This window comes from Ditibartonella apihabitans, assembly GCF_002007485.1.
GTDB classification, from domain to species: Bacteria; Pseudomonadota; Alphaproteobacteria; order Rhizobiales; family Rhizobiaceae; genus Bartonella; species Bartonella apihabitans.
This window is the reverse complement of record NZ_CP015820.1, coordinates 2,486,405-2,502,487: the sequence shown is the minus strand read 5'-3', so window position 1 is coordinate 2,502,487 and position 16,083 is coordinate 2,486,405. Positions and strand designations below refer to the sequence as shown.

At 45.2% G+C, this 16,083-nt stretch carries 19 protein-coding genes; 9 read left to right on the top strand and 10 right to left on the bottom strand.

Features of this window, described 5'->3' with window-relative positions:
* Nucleotides 1–414: 414 nt before the first annotated feature.
* Both yddG and BBC0178_RS11165 read right to left on the bottom strand, forming a co-directional pair.
* The gene (gene yddG / locus BBC0178_RS11170) at nucleotides 415–1,302 is read right to left on the bottom strand and encodes an aromatic amino acid exporter YddG (RefSeq protein ID WP_078040204.1); all 888 of its coding nucleotides are present in this window, start codon (nucleotides 1,300–1,302) and stop codon (nucleotides 415–417) included.
* Nucleotides 1,295–2,065 (bottom strand): SURF1 family protein, encoded by a 771-nt coding sequence (locus BBC0178_RS11165; protein ID WP_077973671.1) that lies wholly within the window; start codon nucleotides 2,063–2,065, stop codon nucleotides 1,295–1,297. The genes yddG and BBC0178_RS11165 overlap by 8 nt, the downstream gene beginning before the upstream one ends.
* Nucleotides 2,066–2,274: 209 nt before the next feature.
* Here BBC0178_RS11165 and rpmB point away from each other — a divergent pair, with 209 nt between their 5' ends.
* On the top strand, nucleotides 2,275–2,568 hold the full coding sequence (rpmB, locus tag BBC0178_RS11160) for a 50S ribosomal protein L28 (RefSeq protein WP_077973192.1): 294 nt from the start codon (nucleotides 2,275–2,277) through the stop codon (nucleotides 2,566–2,568).
* 76 nt (nucleotides 2,569–2,644) lie between these two features.
* Nucleotides 2,645–3,295 carry a queuosine precursor transporter gene (locus tag BBC0178_RS11155; protein ID WP_078040203.1) on the top strand — a complete coding sequence of 217 codons (651 nt, stop codon included), beginning with the start codon at nucleotides 2,645–2,647 and terminating at the stop codon, nucleotides 3,293–3,295.
* Here the strand turns inward: BBC0178_RS11155 and BBC0178_RS11150 are convergent.
* The gene (locus BBC0178_RS11150) at nucleotides 3,283–4,047 is read right to left on the bottom strand and encodes an HpcH/HpaI aldolase family protein (RefSeq protein WP_077973186.1); all 765 of its coding nucleotides are present in this window, start codon (nucleotides 4,045–4,047) and stop codon (nucleotides 3,283–3,285) included. The genes BBC0178_RS11155 and BBC0178_RS11150 overlap by 13 nt on opposite strands.
* Before the next feature lie 207 nt (nucleotides 4,048–4,254).
* On the bottom strand, nucleotides 4,255–5,550 hold the full coding sequence (locus tag BBC0178_RS11145) for an MFS transporter (protein ID WP_078040202.1): 1,296 nt from the start codon (nucleotides 5,548–5,550) through the stop codon (nucleotides 4,255–4,257).
* A 280-nt stretch (nucleotides 5,551–5,830) separates the two neighbouring features.
* On the opposite strand from BBC0178_RS11145, the gene BBC0178_RS12090 reads away from it, so the two are divergent.
* The 4 genes from BBC0178_RS12090 to BBC0178_RS11135 all read left to right on the top strand — a co-directional run bounded on the left by BBC0178_RS12090 (nucleotide 5,831) and on the right by BBC0178_RS11135 (nucleotide 6,840).
* Nucleotides 5,831–6,106, top strand: coding sequence for a hypothetical protein (locus tag BBC0178_RS12090; protein ID WP_225868321.1), 276 nt, complete (start codon nucleotides 5,831–5,833; stop codon nucleotides 6,104–6,106).
* Nucleotides 6,004–6,327: a group II intron maturase-specific domain-containing protein gene (locus BBC0178_RS12370; RefSeq protein ID WP_225868377.1), complete on the top strand. Its 324-nt coding sequence runs from the start codon at nucleotides 6,004–6,006 to the stop codon at nucleotides 6,325–6,327. The genes BBC0178_RS12090 and BBC0178_RS12370 overlap by 103 nt, the downstream gene beginning before the upstream one ends.
* 83 nt (nucleotides 6,328–6,410) lie before the next feature.
* Nucleotides 6,411–6,482: a hypothetical protein gene (locus tag BBC0178_RS12365; RefSeq protein WP_149867527.1), complete on the top strand. Its 72-nt coding sequence runs from the start codon at nucleotides 6,411–6,413 to the stop codon at nucleotides 6,480–6,482.
* Between the two features lie 133 nt (nucleotides 6,483–6,615).
* Nucleotides 6,616–6,840 (top strand): DUF2188 domain-containing protein, encoded by a 225-nt coding sequence (locus tag BBC0178_RS11135; protein WP_078040200.1) that lies wholly within the window; start codon nucleotides 6,616–6,618, stop codon nucleotides 6,838–6,840.
* 641 nt (nucleotides 6,841–7,481) lie between these two features.
* Here the strand turns inward: BBC0178_RS11135 and cobT are convergent.
* The 3 genes from cobT to BBC0178_RS11115 form a co-directional block, all read right to left on the bottom strand.
* Nucleotides 7,482–9,359, bottom strand: a complete 1,878-nt coding sequence (cobT, locus tag BBC0178_RS11125) for a cobaltochelatase subunit CobT (protein WP_078040198.1) — start codon at nucleotides 9,357–9,359, stop codon at nucleotides 7,482–7,484.
* 11 nt (nucleotides 9,360–9,370) lie between these two features.
* Entirely contained in the window at nucleotides 9,371–10,357 is a 987-nt protein-coding gene (gene cobS, locus BBC0178_RS11120) for a cobaltochelatase subunit CobS (RefSeq protein WP_078040470.1), read from the bottom strand.
* A 170-nt stretch (nucleotides 10,358–10,527) separates the two neighbouring features.
* Nucleotides 10,528–11,145, bottom strand: coding sequence for a J domain-containing protein (locus tag BBC0178_RS11115; protein WP_077973180.1), 618 nt, complete (start codon nucleotides 11,143–11,145; stop codon nucleotides 10,528–10,530).
* Nucleotides 11,146–11,285: 140 nt separating this feature from the next.
* On the opposite strand from BBC0178_RS11115, the gene BBC0178_RS11110 reads away from it, so the two are divergent.
* A complete protein-coding gene (locus BBC0178_RS11110; protein WP_077973179.1) occupies nucleotides 11,286–11,567 on the top strand; it encodes a BolA family protein in 282 nt (93 codons plus the stop codon).
* A 136-nt stretch (nucleotides 11,568–11,703) separates the two neighbouring features.
* Here BBC0178_RS11110 and BBC0178_RS11105 read toward each other — a convergent pair whose 3' ends face one another.
* The 3 genes from BBC0178_RS11105 to BBC0178_RS11095 all read right to left on the bottom strand — a co-directional run bounded on the left by BBC0178_RS11105 (nucleotide 11,704) and on the right by BBC0178_RS11095 (nucleotide 14,551).
* Nucleotides 11,704–12,573, bottom strand: a complete 870-nt coding sequence (locus BBC0178_RS11105) for an arginase family protein (protein WP_078040469.1) — start codon at nucleotides 12,571–12,573, stop codon at nucleotides 11,704–11,706.
* 139 nt (nucleotides 12,574–12,712) lie between these two features.
* The gene (locus tag BBC0178_RS11100) at nucleotides 12,713–13,666 is read right to left on the bottom strand and encodes a tyrosine recombinase XerC (RefSeq protein ID WP_078040197.1); all 954 of its coding nucleotides are present in this window, start codon (nucleotides 13,664–13,666) and stop codon (nucleotides 12,713–12,715) included.
* 54 nt (nucleotides 13,667–13,720) lie between these two features.
* A complete protein-coding gene (locus BBC0178_RS11095; protein WP_078040196.1) occupies nucleotides 13,721–14,551 on the bottom strand; it encodes a SapC family protein in 831 nt (276 codons plus the stop codon).
* A 257-nt stretch (nucleotides 14,552–14,808) separates the two neighbouring features.
* On the opposite strand from BBC0178_RS11095, the gene rimM reads away from it, so the two are divergent.
* Nucleotides 14,809–15,363: a ribosome maturation factor RimM gene (rimM, locus tag BBC0178_RS11090; RefSeq protein WP_078040195.1), complete on the top strand. Its 555-nt coding sequence runs from the start codon at nucleotides 14,809–14,811 to the stop codon at nucleotides 15,361–15,363.
* Nucleotides 15,360–16,058, top strand: a complete 699-nt coding sequence (trmD, locus tag BBC0178_RS11085) for a tRNA (guanosine(37)-N1)-methyltransferase TrmD (RefSeq protein WP_078040194.1) — start codon at nucleotides 15,360–15,362, stop codon at nucleotides 16,056–16,058. Before rimM ends, trmD begins: the two co-directional genes overlap by 4 nt.
* Nucleotides 16,059–16,083: the final 25 nt, after the last annotated feature.

The window sequence follows — 16,083 nt, the reverse complement described above, 5'->3', positions numbered from 1 at the left end:
ATAAAATTATTAGCACCCGTTTATCAGCTTCGTTCCGGTAATTTCGTGAAGTGGCTGTGTTCCAATTCAAAAATATCAATATGATAAAAGATCAAAAAAGAAAAGGGGCGAAAAAAAGTTTCTTCAAGAAATATATTTAGAAATTTTAAAATAAAATAGCAAAGCCAAAACCGGTTTTTATGGTGTTAAAAATGTTGTTTATAACTTTGTGTATGTAAATCTTTAAGGGATTATTAGAAAACGATTTTTTCGATTATATTGCTTTAATAGAAATTGTTTTCGACGAACTTTACAGGGTGGTAGATTTTGAGCGTATGCAGGATTTTTTTCGAGAACTATAAAATTTGATTTCGATAATAGTGAAATGATCTCCCCAAAAAAGGAATGATGATGATTGATGAAGATCGTTTTCTTCTATTCGGAAACCGGTTGCAATTTCGATTTGAAAATCAGATTTTTTGAAGCAAGGACAGCACCGCCGGTGATGAGTAGACATGCCGCCAACAAACGCCATGACGGCTCTGCAAGCCCCGTTGCCACCATGATAAGCGTGGAAAGCAAAGGTGCACTATAACTTGCAACGCCTAAAAGCTGGATATTGCCCCTTTTGACACCAAAATCCCAACAGTAAAAAGCCAGTCCGACAGGAAAGAGACCTAATAACAGAACGGATAGCCATTGTGTGCCGGTCCCCGGCAAAATGAAGGGTTCTGAAAAAATGAAGTGGCAAAGAAATGCCAAAATAGATGTTACAAGGCAAAAGGCTGCCACGACTGTTGTTGGAACTTTTGACAATCGACGTGAAAGAAGTGAATAGGCCGCCCATGCAAAAGCACTTCCCAATGCAACGAGATAGCCATAGATGTTTTTTTCATCAATAACAAATCCGCCTTTTCCGGCGATGACCAGCACCATTCCGGAAAAGCCCAATAAAGCACCGAGAACATGGAACCAGCGCAATTTTTCACCCGGCATGAGTGCAGAACCGAGCACAATCAGCAAAGGCCATAAATAATTGATCAATGCTGCATCAACAGGCGGCGCATTTCTCAACGCTGTGAAATAAAGGAAGTGGTAGCCGAACAGGCCACCGATGCCCACCACCCAGACGACGAGGGGTTGTTTTAAATCTTTCAATGTTTGAGGATGTTTGATCCAGATCACCACCCCCGGAATTGTGCCGATGAGAAATGTCATGGATGTCAACAGGAGAGACGGAACTTTTCCGGAAAAAGCGGTCAAGGTCGCAAGAAGCGACCACATGAGGATTGCCAGAAAACCGATTCCTGTTGCTTTATTCATAAACGATACCACGCCGCCGCCGCTTTTCAGAAATAATTAAAAATATTGATGCTGCAAATACACCGGCGGCCAAAGTAAACCAAGTAATAGCATAGCTCAAGTGATTATTCGGAAAGCTGACTACAGTTAAACCACCAATTGGTAAACCGCCTTTATTGGGTGTTCTGTCGGCATCGATGAAATATGGGGCAACGTCATCAAGCCCGACTTTCTTTGCCATAGCGGGCAATTGCCTCGTATACCACAAATTACTATCCGGATTATTTTTGCGCGGGAAAAAACCGCCACCTTCACTCATGCGTAAAAGACCCGTTACAGTTGTTTCCCCGTCAATTATGCCGGCTTTACGCGATCGTTGATCGCGCTTATCCATGGGGACAAATCCCCGATTGATGAAAGTAATTGCCCCGTCTTCTGTTTCCATGGGGGTCAGCACCCAATAACCGGTGTCTTCATCGGCGACAGCAGTTACCAGAACTTCTTTATCATTCAAAAAACGGCCGGTGAGTGTGACAGGGCGGTATTCGTCATTATCATATGTTACCTTTCCCCATTCACTTTTTGCTGGTGCAGCAATTGGCGCAAGGTGGATGCGTTCATTGGCATTTTTAATCAGATTTTCTTTCCAGCCGAGTCTCTCGACCTGCCAGACGCCCAATGCTGAAAAGGCACAAAAAAAGAATAGACACAGGAAGCCGAAAATGCCCAGAAATATAGGGGAACGGCCACGGGAACGGGGAGTATCGGTTTTTATATCACTCATCATGGTATTGCTTTTAGCATATCCCGATTAAAAAAACAGATTTCTTACGTTTTAACTTTCGTCTATCACATGAAAACCCTTGACCTTTTCATCCAAGCCCCCTATAGAAACGCAACTTACCAATTTTTGGGAAGCTAATCTATGCGCGTGTTCATTGGAAATTTAACATGCTTGTCGGTTGCTTCTATTAGAATTTAAAGGTGAAACCTATGTCCCGCGCCTGCGAATTGACTGGAAAAACAGTCCAATATGGCAATAATGTCAGCCACGCAAATAACAAATCGCGTCGCCGTTTTTTGCCAAATCTCTGCAATGTTACATTGATCTCGGATGCTCTCGAACAAAGCTATCGTTTGCGCATTTCAGCAAATGCTTTACGTTCGGTTGAACATCGCGGTGGTCTTGATGCTTTTCTTTTGAAGTCCGGTGACAAGGAATTGTCGCAACGGGCCCGCTTGTTGAAGCGTCAGATTGAAAAGAAGCTCGCTGAAACAGCAGCCTGATTTTTTTCAATAAACGATTCGTCTTGAGGGCCGATTTTCGGCCCTTTTTTCTGGTTCCATCACCCAGGGTAAAAAAATGAAACAGACCCAGCATCTTATTTTTGCAGTTTTTGCAATGTGCCTCGCGGTGACGGCATCCAATGTTCTGGTGCAATATCCGTTTCACTGGTTCGGATTAGAACACCTTCTGACCTATGGCGCGTTTACCTATCCATTTGCTTTTCTCATCAACGATCTGACGAATCGTCGTTACGGCCCCCATGCTGCAAGACGTATTGTTTATGCCGGTTTTATTGCCGGTCTTGCTGTTTCGTGGATTCTTGCAAGCCCTCGATTGGCAATTGCCTCGGGAACGGCTTTTCTTTTTGCACAATTGCTGGATATTCTGGTGTTCAATCCATTGCGGCGCAAAACCTGGTGGATTGCGCCGCTTGCAGCTGCAATTACCGGCTCGGCACTTGATACCGTGTGGTTCTTCGCGGTCGCTTTTTCCAGCCATTTTTCGTTTATCGATAAATTGACCGGTTACAGCGATAGCTCGATTCCGACTATGACAAACCTGATGGGGCTTGAGATACCGGTCTGGCTTTCATTGTCATGCGGCGATTTTTGCGTGAAACTGTTTATGGGCGTTTTTATGCTTTTGCCATATGGTGCCATTCTGGCAATCTTCATGCCGGACATCTATCATGGAAAAGTTCACGAAAAAGGCGATCAAGCCATTTGATTAAGAATGGTTCGGGCGGCTTCGCCAATCATTGCTTTGTCATTGCTCAATGTCATGAACTGGTAACCGAGTGACTGATAACGTTTGGCAAATGTGCTGTTCGGGCAATAAACTCCGGCAATTAGATGCGCATCACGGGCTTTTTCTGCAATCGTTGTCAATGGCTCTATTATTTCAGGACTTGAAGGGTTAGCCTCTTTTCCTCCACTCCAGCCGACCGAAAAATCAAAAGGACCAACGAAAACACCATCCAATCCCTGAACGGTCAAGATCTCGTCGAGATTTGCGAAAGCCTCACGCGTTTCGATCATGGCGAAAATTGTGACATGTTGATTACAGCCGCTGAAATAATTGCCACTGCCAACAGCACCAAAACTGGTATTTGGTTGTAACGCTCCGAACGAACGTTGACCAAGAGGTGGGTATTTTACAAATTCGATCAATTTACGCGCTTGTTCGGCAGAGTTTATCATTGGTGCAATAATTGCATCGGCGCCGAAGTCCAAGGCACGGCTTGCCGTATCGAAACGATTGACGGGAATGCGCACAATTGTCGTTTTATCACGGGATTTTGCACGATCGATAGCTGTAATGATGCTCGTTTCATCATGTGCGCCATGCTGCATATCAAAAACGATTGCATCAAAATCTGTTTCGGCCAATGCGGATATTGCAACAGGATCGGTAAAATTACTCCATGCCGAAAAAACATGGCCCTTTTCTTTAACAATCGTTCTAATGCTTTTTGTCATCTTATTATCCTCCCCATCAATCAGCTATCGCTTCTTTTTGTACTACTGTGATATACGAGTAGAATTGTTTCATAAATAGAATATCCCGGTCAATTTTCCGAAAAATAATATTTCTGTATGAGATTCGATTTCAAATAAGCGAAATCGTTCAAAACCAAATAATTCCGAACCAAAGAAAAGAAAAATTGGCATTATCTGATCAACCGGTCAGTGTTTGCGCCCGATATCTTCCTCCGTCAAAGCGGTTTTTGGCAAGAAGAAAAGGTAGATCATAGCTGACAGAATGCCGATGCATGAACCAACCAAAAGCGCCGGAATAAAACTTCCTGTAAATTGTGCAATATAACCGGTCACAGTAGGTGCCAGTGCACCCCCCACATAACCGAAGGCACTCATTATGCCGCCCAGCGAACCGGTAACACTTCGGGCTGCCAAAACAGAGACCATAGCCCAAGCCATTGCTGTAGCCGAACCCACACCGAACATAACAATGCAAATAAAAATAACGGCTAAAACATTGCTCGCTGTTAATGCACATAAAAAGGTGAAAACCGACATTATGACAAGACTGAATGATACAATATACCGGCGGGCTTCAACCGGAGTTATGCCTTTCGAGGAAGCCCAATCAACAATATAACCTGTTCCAATGCTGCCGATTATGCCGAAAGCATAGGGAATGGCCGCGACCCAACCGGTTTTTTGCAAACTCATGCCGCGTTCCATTTCAAGATAACTCGGAAGCCATGTCATAAATAGCCACATGAGGTAGATGGTGCCGAAATACCCCAACATCAGTCCCCATGTTACACGAAAGCGGAATAGACCTATCCATTCGGCAAAATCGGTGGTGCTTTCAGGTTCATTTTCTTCGCCCGCTACAAGGTAGTTTCTTTCTTCTTCTATGAGATCCGTGTGGTGAGGATCTCGATAAATGATGAACCAGATTATTGAAACAATAATACCGACAATACCCATGATGATGAACATCCAACGCCAGCCGAAATTCAACATCAATGCTGTTAATAGAGGCGGTGCCACAGTCGGTCCCAATGTTGAAACACAATTATAGATACCTGTCGGTTTTCCCCGCTGACTGAGAGGGAACCAGTCACGTACAGCGCGTGCATTTGAAACAAACATTGGTGATTCACCCATGCCCAGACATACTCTGGCAATGATGAATTGGAAGAAGTTGAAAACCATACCACACAATGCCTGGGCAAGTGACCAGATAAATAAGCCTATTCCTAATACGCGGCGCGCTCCGAATCTATCGACGAGAAGTCCACAAGGTAATTGTGAAATTGCATAAGCCCATAAAAACGCGGAAAGCAGCCATCCCATTTGGGTCAGGGATAAGCCAAGGTCCTGACGGATCAATGTGTTACCTATTGAAAGCGTCGAACGGTCGATATAGTTGATGGTTCCGATCAGAACCAGCATGAGAAGCGTCGTATTTTGTCTTCTGCGGACTTTAGGTGTGGCGCGTAATTCCGTCATGGTTGTTCTCCTCCCCGTTCTTCTTCCCCTCGAAAAACTTCCCCGATAAAAACGGATTGATTGATAAATGAAAGACAGATATTCAAGTTAGAAATTGGTCGATTATTGATATATCTGATGTAAAAATCAATAAAATTATTTAACGGGAGCGGGGCAGATAACAGGTTTTTTATATTGCAAAAAACCTATCTGTTGAGGCTTTTTGAGCGGTGGCGAAATTTGTGCCGGAAAACCGGTGATAACGTATATTTCGGAAGGGTTTGATTTTCTGAGGCAGAACGTGCGCAAGTACTGCGGCAAAATGTTGATAACGCCTGCTGCCAGGGGATTGCGTAACCACCTCCAGAAAGTCAGGCTGATAGTGAAACGTAATTTGGCGTCAAAACAAGGTGACCTGATAAAACAGCTTAACCGGTACTGGTACTACGGGGTTGGACAAATTATCATCGTCATATTGTTGCCAAAGAGACGTTTGGCTATATCGACTATCGCGTCTGGAAGTTGCTCTGGCGCTGGTCGTGTCGACGGCACGGTAATTGCAACAAATACTGGCTGAAGCAGAAGTATTGTCACTCGATAGGTGGCGAGAACTGGGTATTCCAGTGTATCGATGCGGAAAACGGCCTACAAAGGTTGGTATCCTGTAAAGATATCACTATAAAACGTCACATTAAAATCAGGTCTGAGGCTAATCCATATGATCCGGTTGACGAGTTGTACTTCGAAGAGCTGCAGGTTAAGCGCTGGAAAGAAGGTAAATGCAGCGAGGAAAACTGAGATTAATTTGGGCGCGACAGGGCCATTGATGTCCGATCTGCCACCAGATCTTCAGAGATAACAATGATTAGGATGTCCATCGCATTATCAGACGAGTAGATGGAGGTGGTGATGAAATCGATAATTTAATGATGATGCATCCTAACTGCCAATAATTGATCCATAACCATGAAGTGGGTTAGATACTACATATGGTGTTTTTATATAAAATAAAGATCAATATGTTGACATTGAAATGAATGCCATGGTAATACATGCAGTATTGTCAAAATTGTTAATAGGTGCCCCATGGCAGGTAAAAATCAACACGTAGTTAAACGAACTGACGGTTGGGCTGTGCGTGGTGAAAAGAACTCCAGAGATACTTCACATCATCGCACGCAGCAGGAAGCTTTCGAAGCTGCGCGTAATATAGCAAAGAATCAAGGGAGTGAGGTTTTCATTCATGGTGAAAATGGGAAAATCCGTGAGCGGAATACTTACGGTAATGATCCTTTTCCACCAAAAGGCTAACCCAACAATTAAAATGTTGCTGGCCCAAACGTAGTGCGGGCTTATAAAGGCTTGAGTCGGACGCGAGGTTGCATATACGGTTCTTAAGCGGTCGGCACAGTAATGTGCTGCTGCTACCCGATACAGAACGGATTTCCAATTTTTAAAGAATGCCGATTTGATGATTGTCTCATCGGTTAGAGAAACGCATGTTTAAACAGCATGGTCGGGTTTCACTGCGGGATTGGTGTTCTTATGCCGTGGTATGAGAGTCAAAAAGAATCTTTAGGATGAAAGCCTCGAGAATATTGCATCGCTTCCGCTAGAAAATGTCATGGCTTGATAGAGCAGAAGTGCAAATCCCGATGGCATTTTCGTCTTGATAAATTTTTGCGTTAATGCGTAGAAATCAGGCTGAAAGCCGTTTGTCTTCCTGCAGTTACCTGTTTGGTTTTTAAAATCCAGCAAATAAAGAAGAAAATGAACAGGATAATAGGCATGCAACAGTTTGGGAAAATGCGGAATTAAAGCAAATTTCCGAAAACTCGGTTACGTTTTAACAAAGATATTCAAAGACGCTGTGATTGCGTGATTGTTTGTCGCAAAATTCTGATTGAAGAGGTAAAAATTACGGAACCGCAGCAAGTAGAAGATAGGTTCTGTTAGCGAGTTTTACGGGATTCATTCTCGTCAAACAGGCTTGCAAGTTGTTCTGTCATGGCGCCGGCAAGTTCTTCCGCATCGACAATTGTCACAGCACGCTGATAATAGCGGGTGACATCATGACCGATACCGATTGCAATCAATTCGACCGGCGAGTGAGCTTCTATTTCTTCGATAACAGCGCGCAAATGCTTTTCCAGATAATTACCCGGATTGACAGAAAGTGTGGAATCATCAACCGGAGCGCCGTCGGAAATCATCATCAGAATGCGCCGGTATTCGCGCCGGCCAAGTAACCGTTGGTGCGCCCATATCAAAGCTTCGCCATCGATATTTTCTTTAAGCAGCCCTTCGCGCATCATCAGGCCGAGATTGCGCTTCGCGCGCCGCCAAGGTGTGTCGGCACTTTTATAAATAATGTGGCGGAGATCGTTCAGGCGACCCGGATTGGCAGGCTTCCCGTTGGCGAGCCATTTTTCGCGGGATTGGCCACCTTTCCATGCTTTTGTCGTAAAGCCCAGAATTTCAACCTTCACGCCGCAGCGTTCAAGTGTTCTTGCCAGAATATCGACACAGGTTGCAGCAACAGTAATGGGGCGCCCTCTCATGGAGCCGGAATTATCGATGACCAGCGAGACAACGGTATCGCGAAAATCGGTATCGCGCTCCTGTTTGAAAGAAAGCGGTTGTGTCGGGTCGATAACGACACGCGGCAGCCGTGCCGAATCGAGATAGCCTTCTTCAAGGTCGAAATTCCATGACCTGTTCTGTTGCGCCATCAAGCGCCGTTGCAAGCGGTTGGCGAGCTTGCCGACAGCACCTTGCAAATTGGTTAGCTGCTTATCAAGAAACGCACGTAATTTTGTGAGTTCTTCAATGTCACAAAGTTCGGATGCTTCGACTTCCTCGTCAAATTCGCGCGTATAGACTTTGTAATCGCCAAGCTCGTCCATATCGGAAAATGGCGGTTGCGGGCGTTTGGTTTGACCAGGGGTCTGTTCGGTGTCTATCTCTTCGGAATCGCTGCCATCATCATCTGCCGAATCGGATGCTTCCATGTCTCCGTCTTCGGCATTTTCATCAACATCATCAGATGGCTCGCTTTCGGTTTTGTCGGAGCCTTCCTGTTCTTTTGAATCGCCGTCCTCGTTTTCCTGAGGCTCGTTGTTTTCATCCTCGTTCTCACCCTCGCTATCAGTCTCGTTATCTTCAAGACTGTCAGCAAGTTGCATGGATGCCAACATATTACGCACGATGCGGGCAAATTTGTCTTGGTCATTGACATTTTTTGCCAGATGATCGAGGTCTGTTCCGGCTTTTTCCTCAATCCAGTCACGCCATAAATCAACGACGGGACCAGCTTCTTCAGGTGGTTTACGGCCGGTAATCTTCTCGCGCACCATCAGTGCCAAGGCTTCTTCAAGCGGTGCTTCTTCTTTTGTGGTGATAGCCTGATAATTTGCCCGCTTGTATTTATCGGCAAGCATCGCATCAAGGTTTTCTGCCATGCCTTCCATGGCAAGTGTGCCGATTGCTTCAACACGGGCCTGTTCGACCGCATCATAGACGGCACGTGCTTCGGGCACTTGCGGAGCAAGATTGGAATGGATTTCACTATCATGCCAGGCCTGACGCAAAGCCATGGAATCGGCAAGTCCACGGGTAACAGCAAAATCATTATATGTCGGGTGGCGCGGTATTTCGGGAAGTCTTGCATGTCCTCCCACTATTGAGGGGCGGTCTTCACCGAAGACCACATCCAGCTCATGATCACCCGAGACTGCACGCATGCATACAGTTGTCGCCCGTTTAAACGGCTCACTGTCAATCAGTCCCGAAGGACGTTCGCGTGAATTGTCTCCTGATTGTGCTGCCAAAGCTGTTTTCCTTATGACAAAACCGAGTTGGCAAGGGATTCAGGCAATTCCTTGCCAAAAGCCCGTTGATAGAATTCGGCAACGATCGGGCGTTCCAATTCGTCGCACTTGTTTAAAAATGTAAGGCGGAATGCAAATCCCAGATCCTTGAAAATTTCGGTGTTTTCGGCCCAGGTAATAACGGTACGCGGACTCATGACTGTCGAAAGATCGCCATTGATGAAGGCTTGTCTCGTCATATCGGCAACATGAACCATTTGTGAAACTGTCTCGCGGCCTTCTTTGGTGCGGAAGGATTTTGCCTTTGCCAGAACAATATTGACTTCATTGTCATGCGGCAAATAGTTCAAAGTTGTCACAATCGACCAGCGGTCCATTTGCGCCTGGTTGATTTGCTGTGTGCCATGGTAAAGGCCGGTTGTGTCACCCAGACCGATTGTGTTTGCTGTAGCAAACAGACGAAAAGCAGGATGCGGTGAAATAACGCGACTCTGATCAAGCAAGGTCAAACGTCCGGACGATTCCAATACACGCTGGATAACAAACATAACATCAGGACGACCGGCATCATATTCATCAAAAACCAGTGCAACATTTCTTTGATAGGCCCATGGCAGAATACCATCCTGAAATTCTGTCACCTGCATACCGTTTTTGATAACAATCGCATCCTTTCCGACAAGGTCGATACGACTGACGTGGCTATCAAGATTGACGCGGATACAAGGCCAGTTCAAACGCGCGGCAATCTGCTCGATATGGGTGGATTTGCCGGTACCGTGATAGCCTGAAACCATCACACGACGATTGAAGGCAAAACCGGCAAGGATGGCTAAAGTTGTTTCCCGATCGAATAGATAATCCGGATCAAGCTCGGGCACATTGGGATCTGTTTCGCTGAACGCTGGAACCTTCATATCGGTATCAATACCGAAAAGTTCGCGTGCCGAAACCGTTATATCCGGCACATTATCAATACCCAGATCGTCCTTTGTCATCATGCCTCCATACGGGATAAAACCGCTGTCCGAATTAAATATGAACACACCTTATAGCTATAATGTGTTTTAAGTTGAAGAGCTACAAGCTCTCGATCTGTTATCAGACAGTCAGACAAGAATTTCAATGTTCCATTGAAAAGAATTGTCTTTTGGTCTTCAATTTGACGTTAGCAAAAGCCGGCATTTTTCAGCAGGTTATATGCCTGTAATACTTCGCGCAAGCGATCTTCGGAAGACCGGTCACCCCCATTTGCATCAGGGTGATGAAGTTTTACCAGAGCCTTGTATTTCGCCTTTATGTCACGGCTGGTTGCATTGGCGTCAAGGCCCAATGTCATGAAAGCCCGCGCTTCCAGTGTTTTCAATTTTCGTGGTGCGTTGGTTGCCCGGCTTTGTTGATTGAACATATGAAGCGGATCGTTTACCCGGTTCTGATAAGCGGCTGAACCGGAACGGATTCTCGAAAAATCGGCTGCAGGCTTGGCAGCAGCGGCATTGACACCCGATTTCCAGGTCGGGCGATGGCCGGTCAGTGCATCTTTCTGGAATTTCGCGATTTCTTCATCTTTCAAACCGGTGAAATAATTGAAATTCTTGTTATATTCGCGCACATGTTCGAGGCAGAAATGAAGATATTCTCCCTCATGATCGCGCCCTGCTGGAGCCCGATGAGTGCCGGGTTTTGTGCATCCTTCCCACTGACATTGGGGAACCTGAGGTTCCACCTTCTTTTTTCTGTTGGAACTGATGCGGATTGAGTCAAATAATTTCGATGTGGTCGTCATGTTTCCGACTTAAAACACAATATACATGTTTGGCAAGAATTGACTTTCGGGATTTTTGTTCCCACATGTGAGTTGCCGATTTCCTGAATATCAAGAATCGGGTGAAACTTACCGCTCACATATGGGGTTAAAAGAAGAAAATGTCCAGCACAGTTGCAGAAACTATCAAGAAAAAGCTTCAAGCTGCCTTTTCTCCATCTGTTATTGAAATTATTGATGAAAGTCATCTTCACGCCGGTCACCAACACGATGATGGCCGTAGCTTCGATGGTAAAGGCGAAACGCATTTTCGGGTCAAAATTACTGCAAAGGCTTTTAAAGGTATGAAACGGGTGGATATCCATCGTGCAATCAATCATGTTCTCAAGCATGAACTTGAAAGCGGTATCCATGCTTTGGCGATTGAAGCCAAGGCCGAGTAACCGGATGTAAGATCATCCGGTTTCATTTTACAAAACAATAAAGCCTTTTAAATCATACCGGATCAATCTTGTGCTTCAGACTGATTGTCGAACAAAATTCCGGATTTCAAATATTCCACAATTTTAAATGGTAAAGTCAATGACCGTTTATCAACGGTAATTCGGCAAGCATGTTTTTGAGATTGAGTGCATCCCACGGGAGATGTTCGGCAATTCCGACGCCAACAATAGTGGTGATTTCATTGACATCTTTGACCAGCTTTACAACATTATCCATTGTCAGACGACCTTCGGCAATGCCGGCATATTTATCGGCACTTACTCCCGGTTCCGCCATCAATAACGCATGAAAGAGATGAAAATCGAGGACATCAAGGTCAATGTGGATAGCAAGATATTTGATATTTTGATTTTTTATCCATTGTAAGACCGGTTGGTCGGACATTTTCAATTGTTCCGGTGAAATCATAGCAATATCATGATCTGTCAGGAACTTTTTTTCATAGTCTGTCGGATCGTGGATACCTGCAATCATGACCTTTCTTGCCGGTACCGGTGTTTTGACATCTTTAATAAGGTCGGGATCGCCATTGCCCATAAGTGCCCCCAGAACGTGGGCGTGGGAATGAGCAAATTGTTTCGGTGTCATAACGTCCGGATGGGCATCAATCCACAATATGCCGAACGATTGACCATAGACGCTACTCAGATATGAGAATGGTGCCAGATCGACCAGACAGTCACCACCGAACATAACGATTTTGTCGGGTTTTTCCCTGTTGATAATGCTATAAGCACTTTCAAGCTGGTTAACGACTTCTTTTCTTCCCATAATGCCGTTTTCATTTTTGAGCGGCATGCCCGGTTTTGTAACAGGAACGGTAAAGGAAGGGGTTTTTGTGCTTGGAGCAAGATAATTCAATAATTCGGCACCAAGGTGATAGAGCGGATTATCTCCACCTTGCCATTGCGGCATCACAAGACGGATTGTTTTTGATTGGGTCATAACATCCTCCAATATGGTTTGGAGCACGACATTCGTTTTGAAGTCGGGTTTTCTTTTTAATAATTTTTAGCACGTGTTTTTTTATCATTAAAAAGGGTATATCAGCAATTGACCGGCATATTTTAATCCATGGCAATCTTCAGTGTGGATGGGCTTTTTTATAAACTTCCATGAGACGGTCGGTATCGACACCGGTGTAGATTTGTGTGGTCGAAAGACTTGCGTGACCGAGCAATTCCTGAATGGTGCGAAGATCTCCCCCGCGCGACAATAAATGTGTTGCAAAAGAATGCCTGAGGGCATGCGGTGTAACACTATCGGGAAGGCCGAGGCTTGAGCGCAATTGTTGAACAGCGCGTTCGACAATTGCCCTTTGCAATTTTCCACCACGCACACCACGGAATAAAGGTTGATCGGGTGGTAGAATGAATGGGCAACAGGAAAGATAATCATCTATTGCCTCATGGACAGCCGGAATAACCGGAACGAGACGGGTTTTCCCTCCCTTGCCGGTCACATAAATGCTGGTAGCATTTTTGTCGCTAAAATCTGCAGGCGTTAGTGATAAAGCTTCCGATATTCTCAGGCCGCATCCATAACAGAGAGTGAGAATGGCAGCGTTTCTGGAAGCAACCCAAGGTTCGTCATCAAGCTGGGTTTTCTTGTCAACAATATGCAATGCATCGGCGATATTGAGCGGTTTTGGCAAAGATTTCGGTTGTTTCGGTGTGCGCACAACACGCGCTGCCGGCACATCGGCAAGTCCGGCACGTGTTAAAAAGTTGAAAAACGAGCGTATACCGGCAAGACCGCGCCCGAGTGAACGCGAGCCAACGCCTTCATTGCGCCGATAGGCAAGAAATGATCTTATATCGGCAACGCGAAGTTCGGAAAGATCGGAAATGTCGGGACGATGTCCGAGATGCTCACAAAGAAAACCTAGGAATTGTCTACTATCCCGTTCATAAGCTTCAACTGTGAGTTTAGCAACACGGCGCGTTTTTTCAAGCTGCTCGAGCCAGTCTTTGCGCGCAGACAAAAGCTTTGGCGTTGCTTCCAATAATGGAAGATCGGAGGTAGAGATCTCTGTCATGGCATCAATCTACCATGACAGAGTTTAACATCGGGTTTCTCTGTTCGAGAGACCTTAATTGATTTTTGTTGAGGCAGGTTTATTTTTTTTAGTGCCTTCGCCGGTTTTATCGGATATGGCCGACTTTGGTGCAGCTATTGCATTTTTCATATGGGCAATGTGGAGATTCATTAAGCCAGGCAAGTTGTTCATCGACATTAATTGGGCAAAGATCCAGCCAAGAAAGCCTTGTTTGTGGAGTTTTGCCAGTTGGTCGCCTGAAAGCTTGTTGAATTTCTCGGTGTCGATAATCCAGAAATTTTCGAGCCTTGCCGTCTGTCCGCTTTGCGAGCGTATGTCGATCGACTGTTTTTTGAACAGGCCCATTTTGGCAATCGTTTCCAGAAATTTGTTTGTCTGTTCCATGCTGTTTTTGAAAGCGTTCAGGAAATTGATACGATCTTCCATAAAAGGTGAAACACTGCCATCGCTGTTAAAGAGATCAATTCCTTCAACTTCGTTGAACATGCCTGATTCGGAATCGAAACAGACAGTCAATTCTTTCTGGTCAGGTGCACCTGCCAACACAAATGGATAACGGCGGACGAACGCCGGAATATATGTGTCGGGGCGCCACTTTTTATCCTTGTCAAGATAATCGTTTTCATCATTTGCCAAACCGAGCATGGCAACGGCAGTATAGGTAATTTTACCTTCTTTATCTTCGGCACCCATAAACAAAATCGGGTAGTTCAAAGCGGCCTGATAGAATTCTTCACCTGCCAATGGAACCCAGTGGGTATTTGCTGCAAAGTCGAGATTTTTCGGAGCACTGAATTTCAGTTTTTTGTGTGTTTCGCGTGAAATGGGGACGATGTTTTTATAAAAAAGCATAACTGTTGGCATAGAAACTCTCCTGAAGTGTTTTTAAAATGGCTACGTTTTGCAATGTTTTGACCCCAAAGCCGCCATTGTTGCTTTTTAATCGGGATAGAACGGTTTTCTCTCGATCCCTATTGAATATAGTAGATGAACCATATTAAAGCGAACAGCTTGAATTTTGAGCGGGTATTATTAAAAAAGTCTCAAGCTTGAAGTAAATTTTTAAGAAAAGCCGATTTTTAAGAGCCGAAAGCCGCAAATTGGAGCAAAAGTAGAACCATATGGGAAAAAGCAAAGATAATTTTGTGCGCCTTGCAACCATCGCGGCAGCCCACGGTATTAAAGGCGATGTAAAACTTGTAGTATTTACCGCCGATCCTCTCGGACTTTCGTCTTATGGTAAGCTATTCGACGAAAATGGCCGATCTTTCAAGATTGACCATATCAGAAAAACGGGCAACGCTGTCATTGCGCATTTTTCAGGTATTGATGATCGCAGTCACGCCGAGGCACTCAATGGAATAGCGCTTTATGTCGATCGCCAACAATTGCCGGATGATCTAGAAGAAGACGAGTTTTATCAGACCGATCTTATCGGTTTGCGTGTCAGAGACGAAAATAATGGTCACGTGATCGGCAAGGTCAACGCCGTCTTTGATTTCGGTGGTGGTGATATTCTTGAATTGAAGATTGAAGGCGAGGGGCTCAAGCTCATTCCCTTTTCAAAAGCTGCCGTCCCTGAAATTGATATCGGTGAGGGATTTATCTCCATTGATCGGGTTGCAGCAGGTCTTGTTGACGATGATCTGGATTCGGGTCACGAGGAGGAACAATGAGTTTCAAGGCTCAAGTACTTACTCTTTATCCGGAAATGTTTCCGGGGTTCCTCGGCCACTCAATGGCGGGGCGTGCATTGGAAAACGGCATCTGGTCGCTTGATAAAGTCCAGATAAGAGATTTCGCGTCTGACCGTCATCATAGTGTGGATGACACACCCTCCGGCGGTGGTGCCGGAATGGTCATGAAGCCCGATGTGCTCGCAAAAGCCATTGACAGTGTTGACAATCATTATCCCCGTTTGTTGATGAGTCCGCGCGGGCGCAGTTTCAACCAGAAAATGGCTCATGAATTGAAAGATGGCGGGGGCGTAACGCTCGTCTGCGGCCGTTTTGAAGGTGTGGACGAGAGGGTGATCGAAGCCAGAAATCTTATCGAGGTTTCGATCGGTGATTACGTTCTTTCCGGTGGCGAGGGGGCGGCACTCATTATACTTGATTCGATTGTGCGGCTTTTGCCCGGTGTGATGGGGAACAATCAATCGGGCGAACAGGAAAGTTTCGAAGCAGGACTTCTTGAATATCCGCAATATACAAGGCCACAAATATTTGAAGGCAGATCAATTCCCGAAGTTTTGACCTCGGGAAACCATCAGGAAATTGAAAAATGGCGCAAACACCGGTCGGAAGAAATAACCAGAGCAAGACGGCCGGATCTTTATTCGATTTACGAGAAAAATAACAGGAAAGCTTGATTCAGTTTGCGCGATAGTGTAATGG

Coding starts and splice junctions, on each gene's coding strand:
- yddG (WP_078040204.1), bottom strand. CDS start 1,302: ATGAATAAAGCAACAGGAATCGGTTTTCTGGCAATCCTCATGTGGTCG.
- BBC0178_RS11165 (WP_077973671.1), bottom strand. CDS start 2,065: ATGAGTGATATAAAAACCGATACTCCCCGTTCCCGTGGCCGTTCCCCT.
- rpmB (WP_077973192.1), top strand. CDS start 2,275: ATGTCCCGCGCCTGCGAATTGACTGGAAAAACAGTCCAATATGGCAAT.
- BBC0178_RS11155 (WP_078040203.1), top strand. CDS start 2,645: ATGAAACAGACCCAGCATCTTATTTTTGCAGTTTTTGCAATGTGCCTC.
- BBC0178_RS11150 (WP_077973186.1), bottom strand. CDS start 4,047: ATGACAAAAAGCATTAGAACGATTGTTAAAGAAAAGGGCCATGTTTTT.
- BBC0178_RS11145 (WP_078040202.1), bottom strand. CDS start 5,550: ATGACGGAATTACGCGCCACACCTAAAGTCCGCAGAAGACAAAATACG.
- BBC0178_RS11135 (WP_078040200.1), top strand. CDS start 6,616: ATGGCAGGTAAAAATCAACACGTAGTTAAACGAACTGACGGTTGGGCT.
- cobS (WP_078040470.1), bottom strand. CDS start 10,357: ATGACAAAGGACGATCTGGGTATTGATAATGTGCCGGATATAACGGTT.
- BBC0178_RS11115 (WP_077973180.1), bottom strand. CDS start 11,145: ATGACGACCACATCGAAATTATTTGACTCAATCCGCATCAGTTCCAAC.
- BBC0178_RS11110 (WP_077973179.1), top strand. CDS start 11,286: ATGTCCAGCACAGTTGCAGAAACTATCAAGAAAAAGCTTCAAGCTGCC.
- BBC0178_RS11105 (WP_078040469.1), bottom strand. CDS start 12,573: ATGACCCAATCAAAAACAATCCGTCTTGTGATGCCGCAATGGCAAGGT.
- BBC0178_RS11100 (WP_078040197.1), bottom strand. CDS start 13,666: ATGACAGAGATCTCTACCTCCGATCTTCCATTATTGGAAGCAACGCCA.
- BBC0178_RS11095 (WP_078040196.1), bottom strand. CDS start 14,551: ATGCCAACAGTTATGCTTTTTTATAAAAACATCGTCCCCATTTCACGC.
- rimM (WP_078040195.1), top strand. CDS start 14,809: ATGGGAAAAAGCAAAGATAATTTTGTGCGCCTTGCAACCATCGCGGCA.
- trmD (WP_078040194.1), top strand. CDS start 15,360: ATGAGTTTCAAGGCTCAAGTACTTACTCTTTATCCGGAAATGTTTCCG.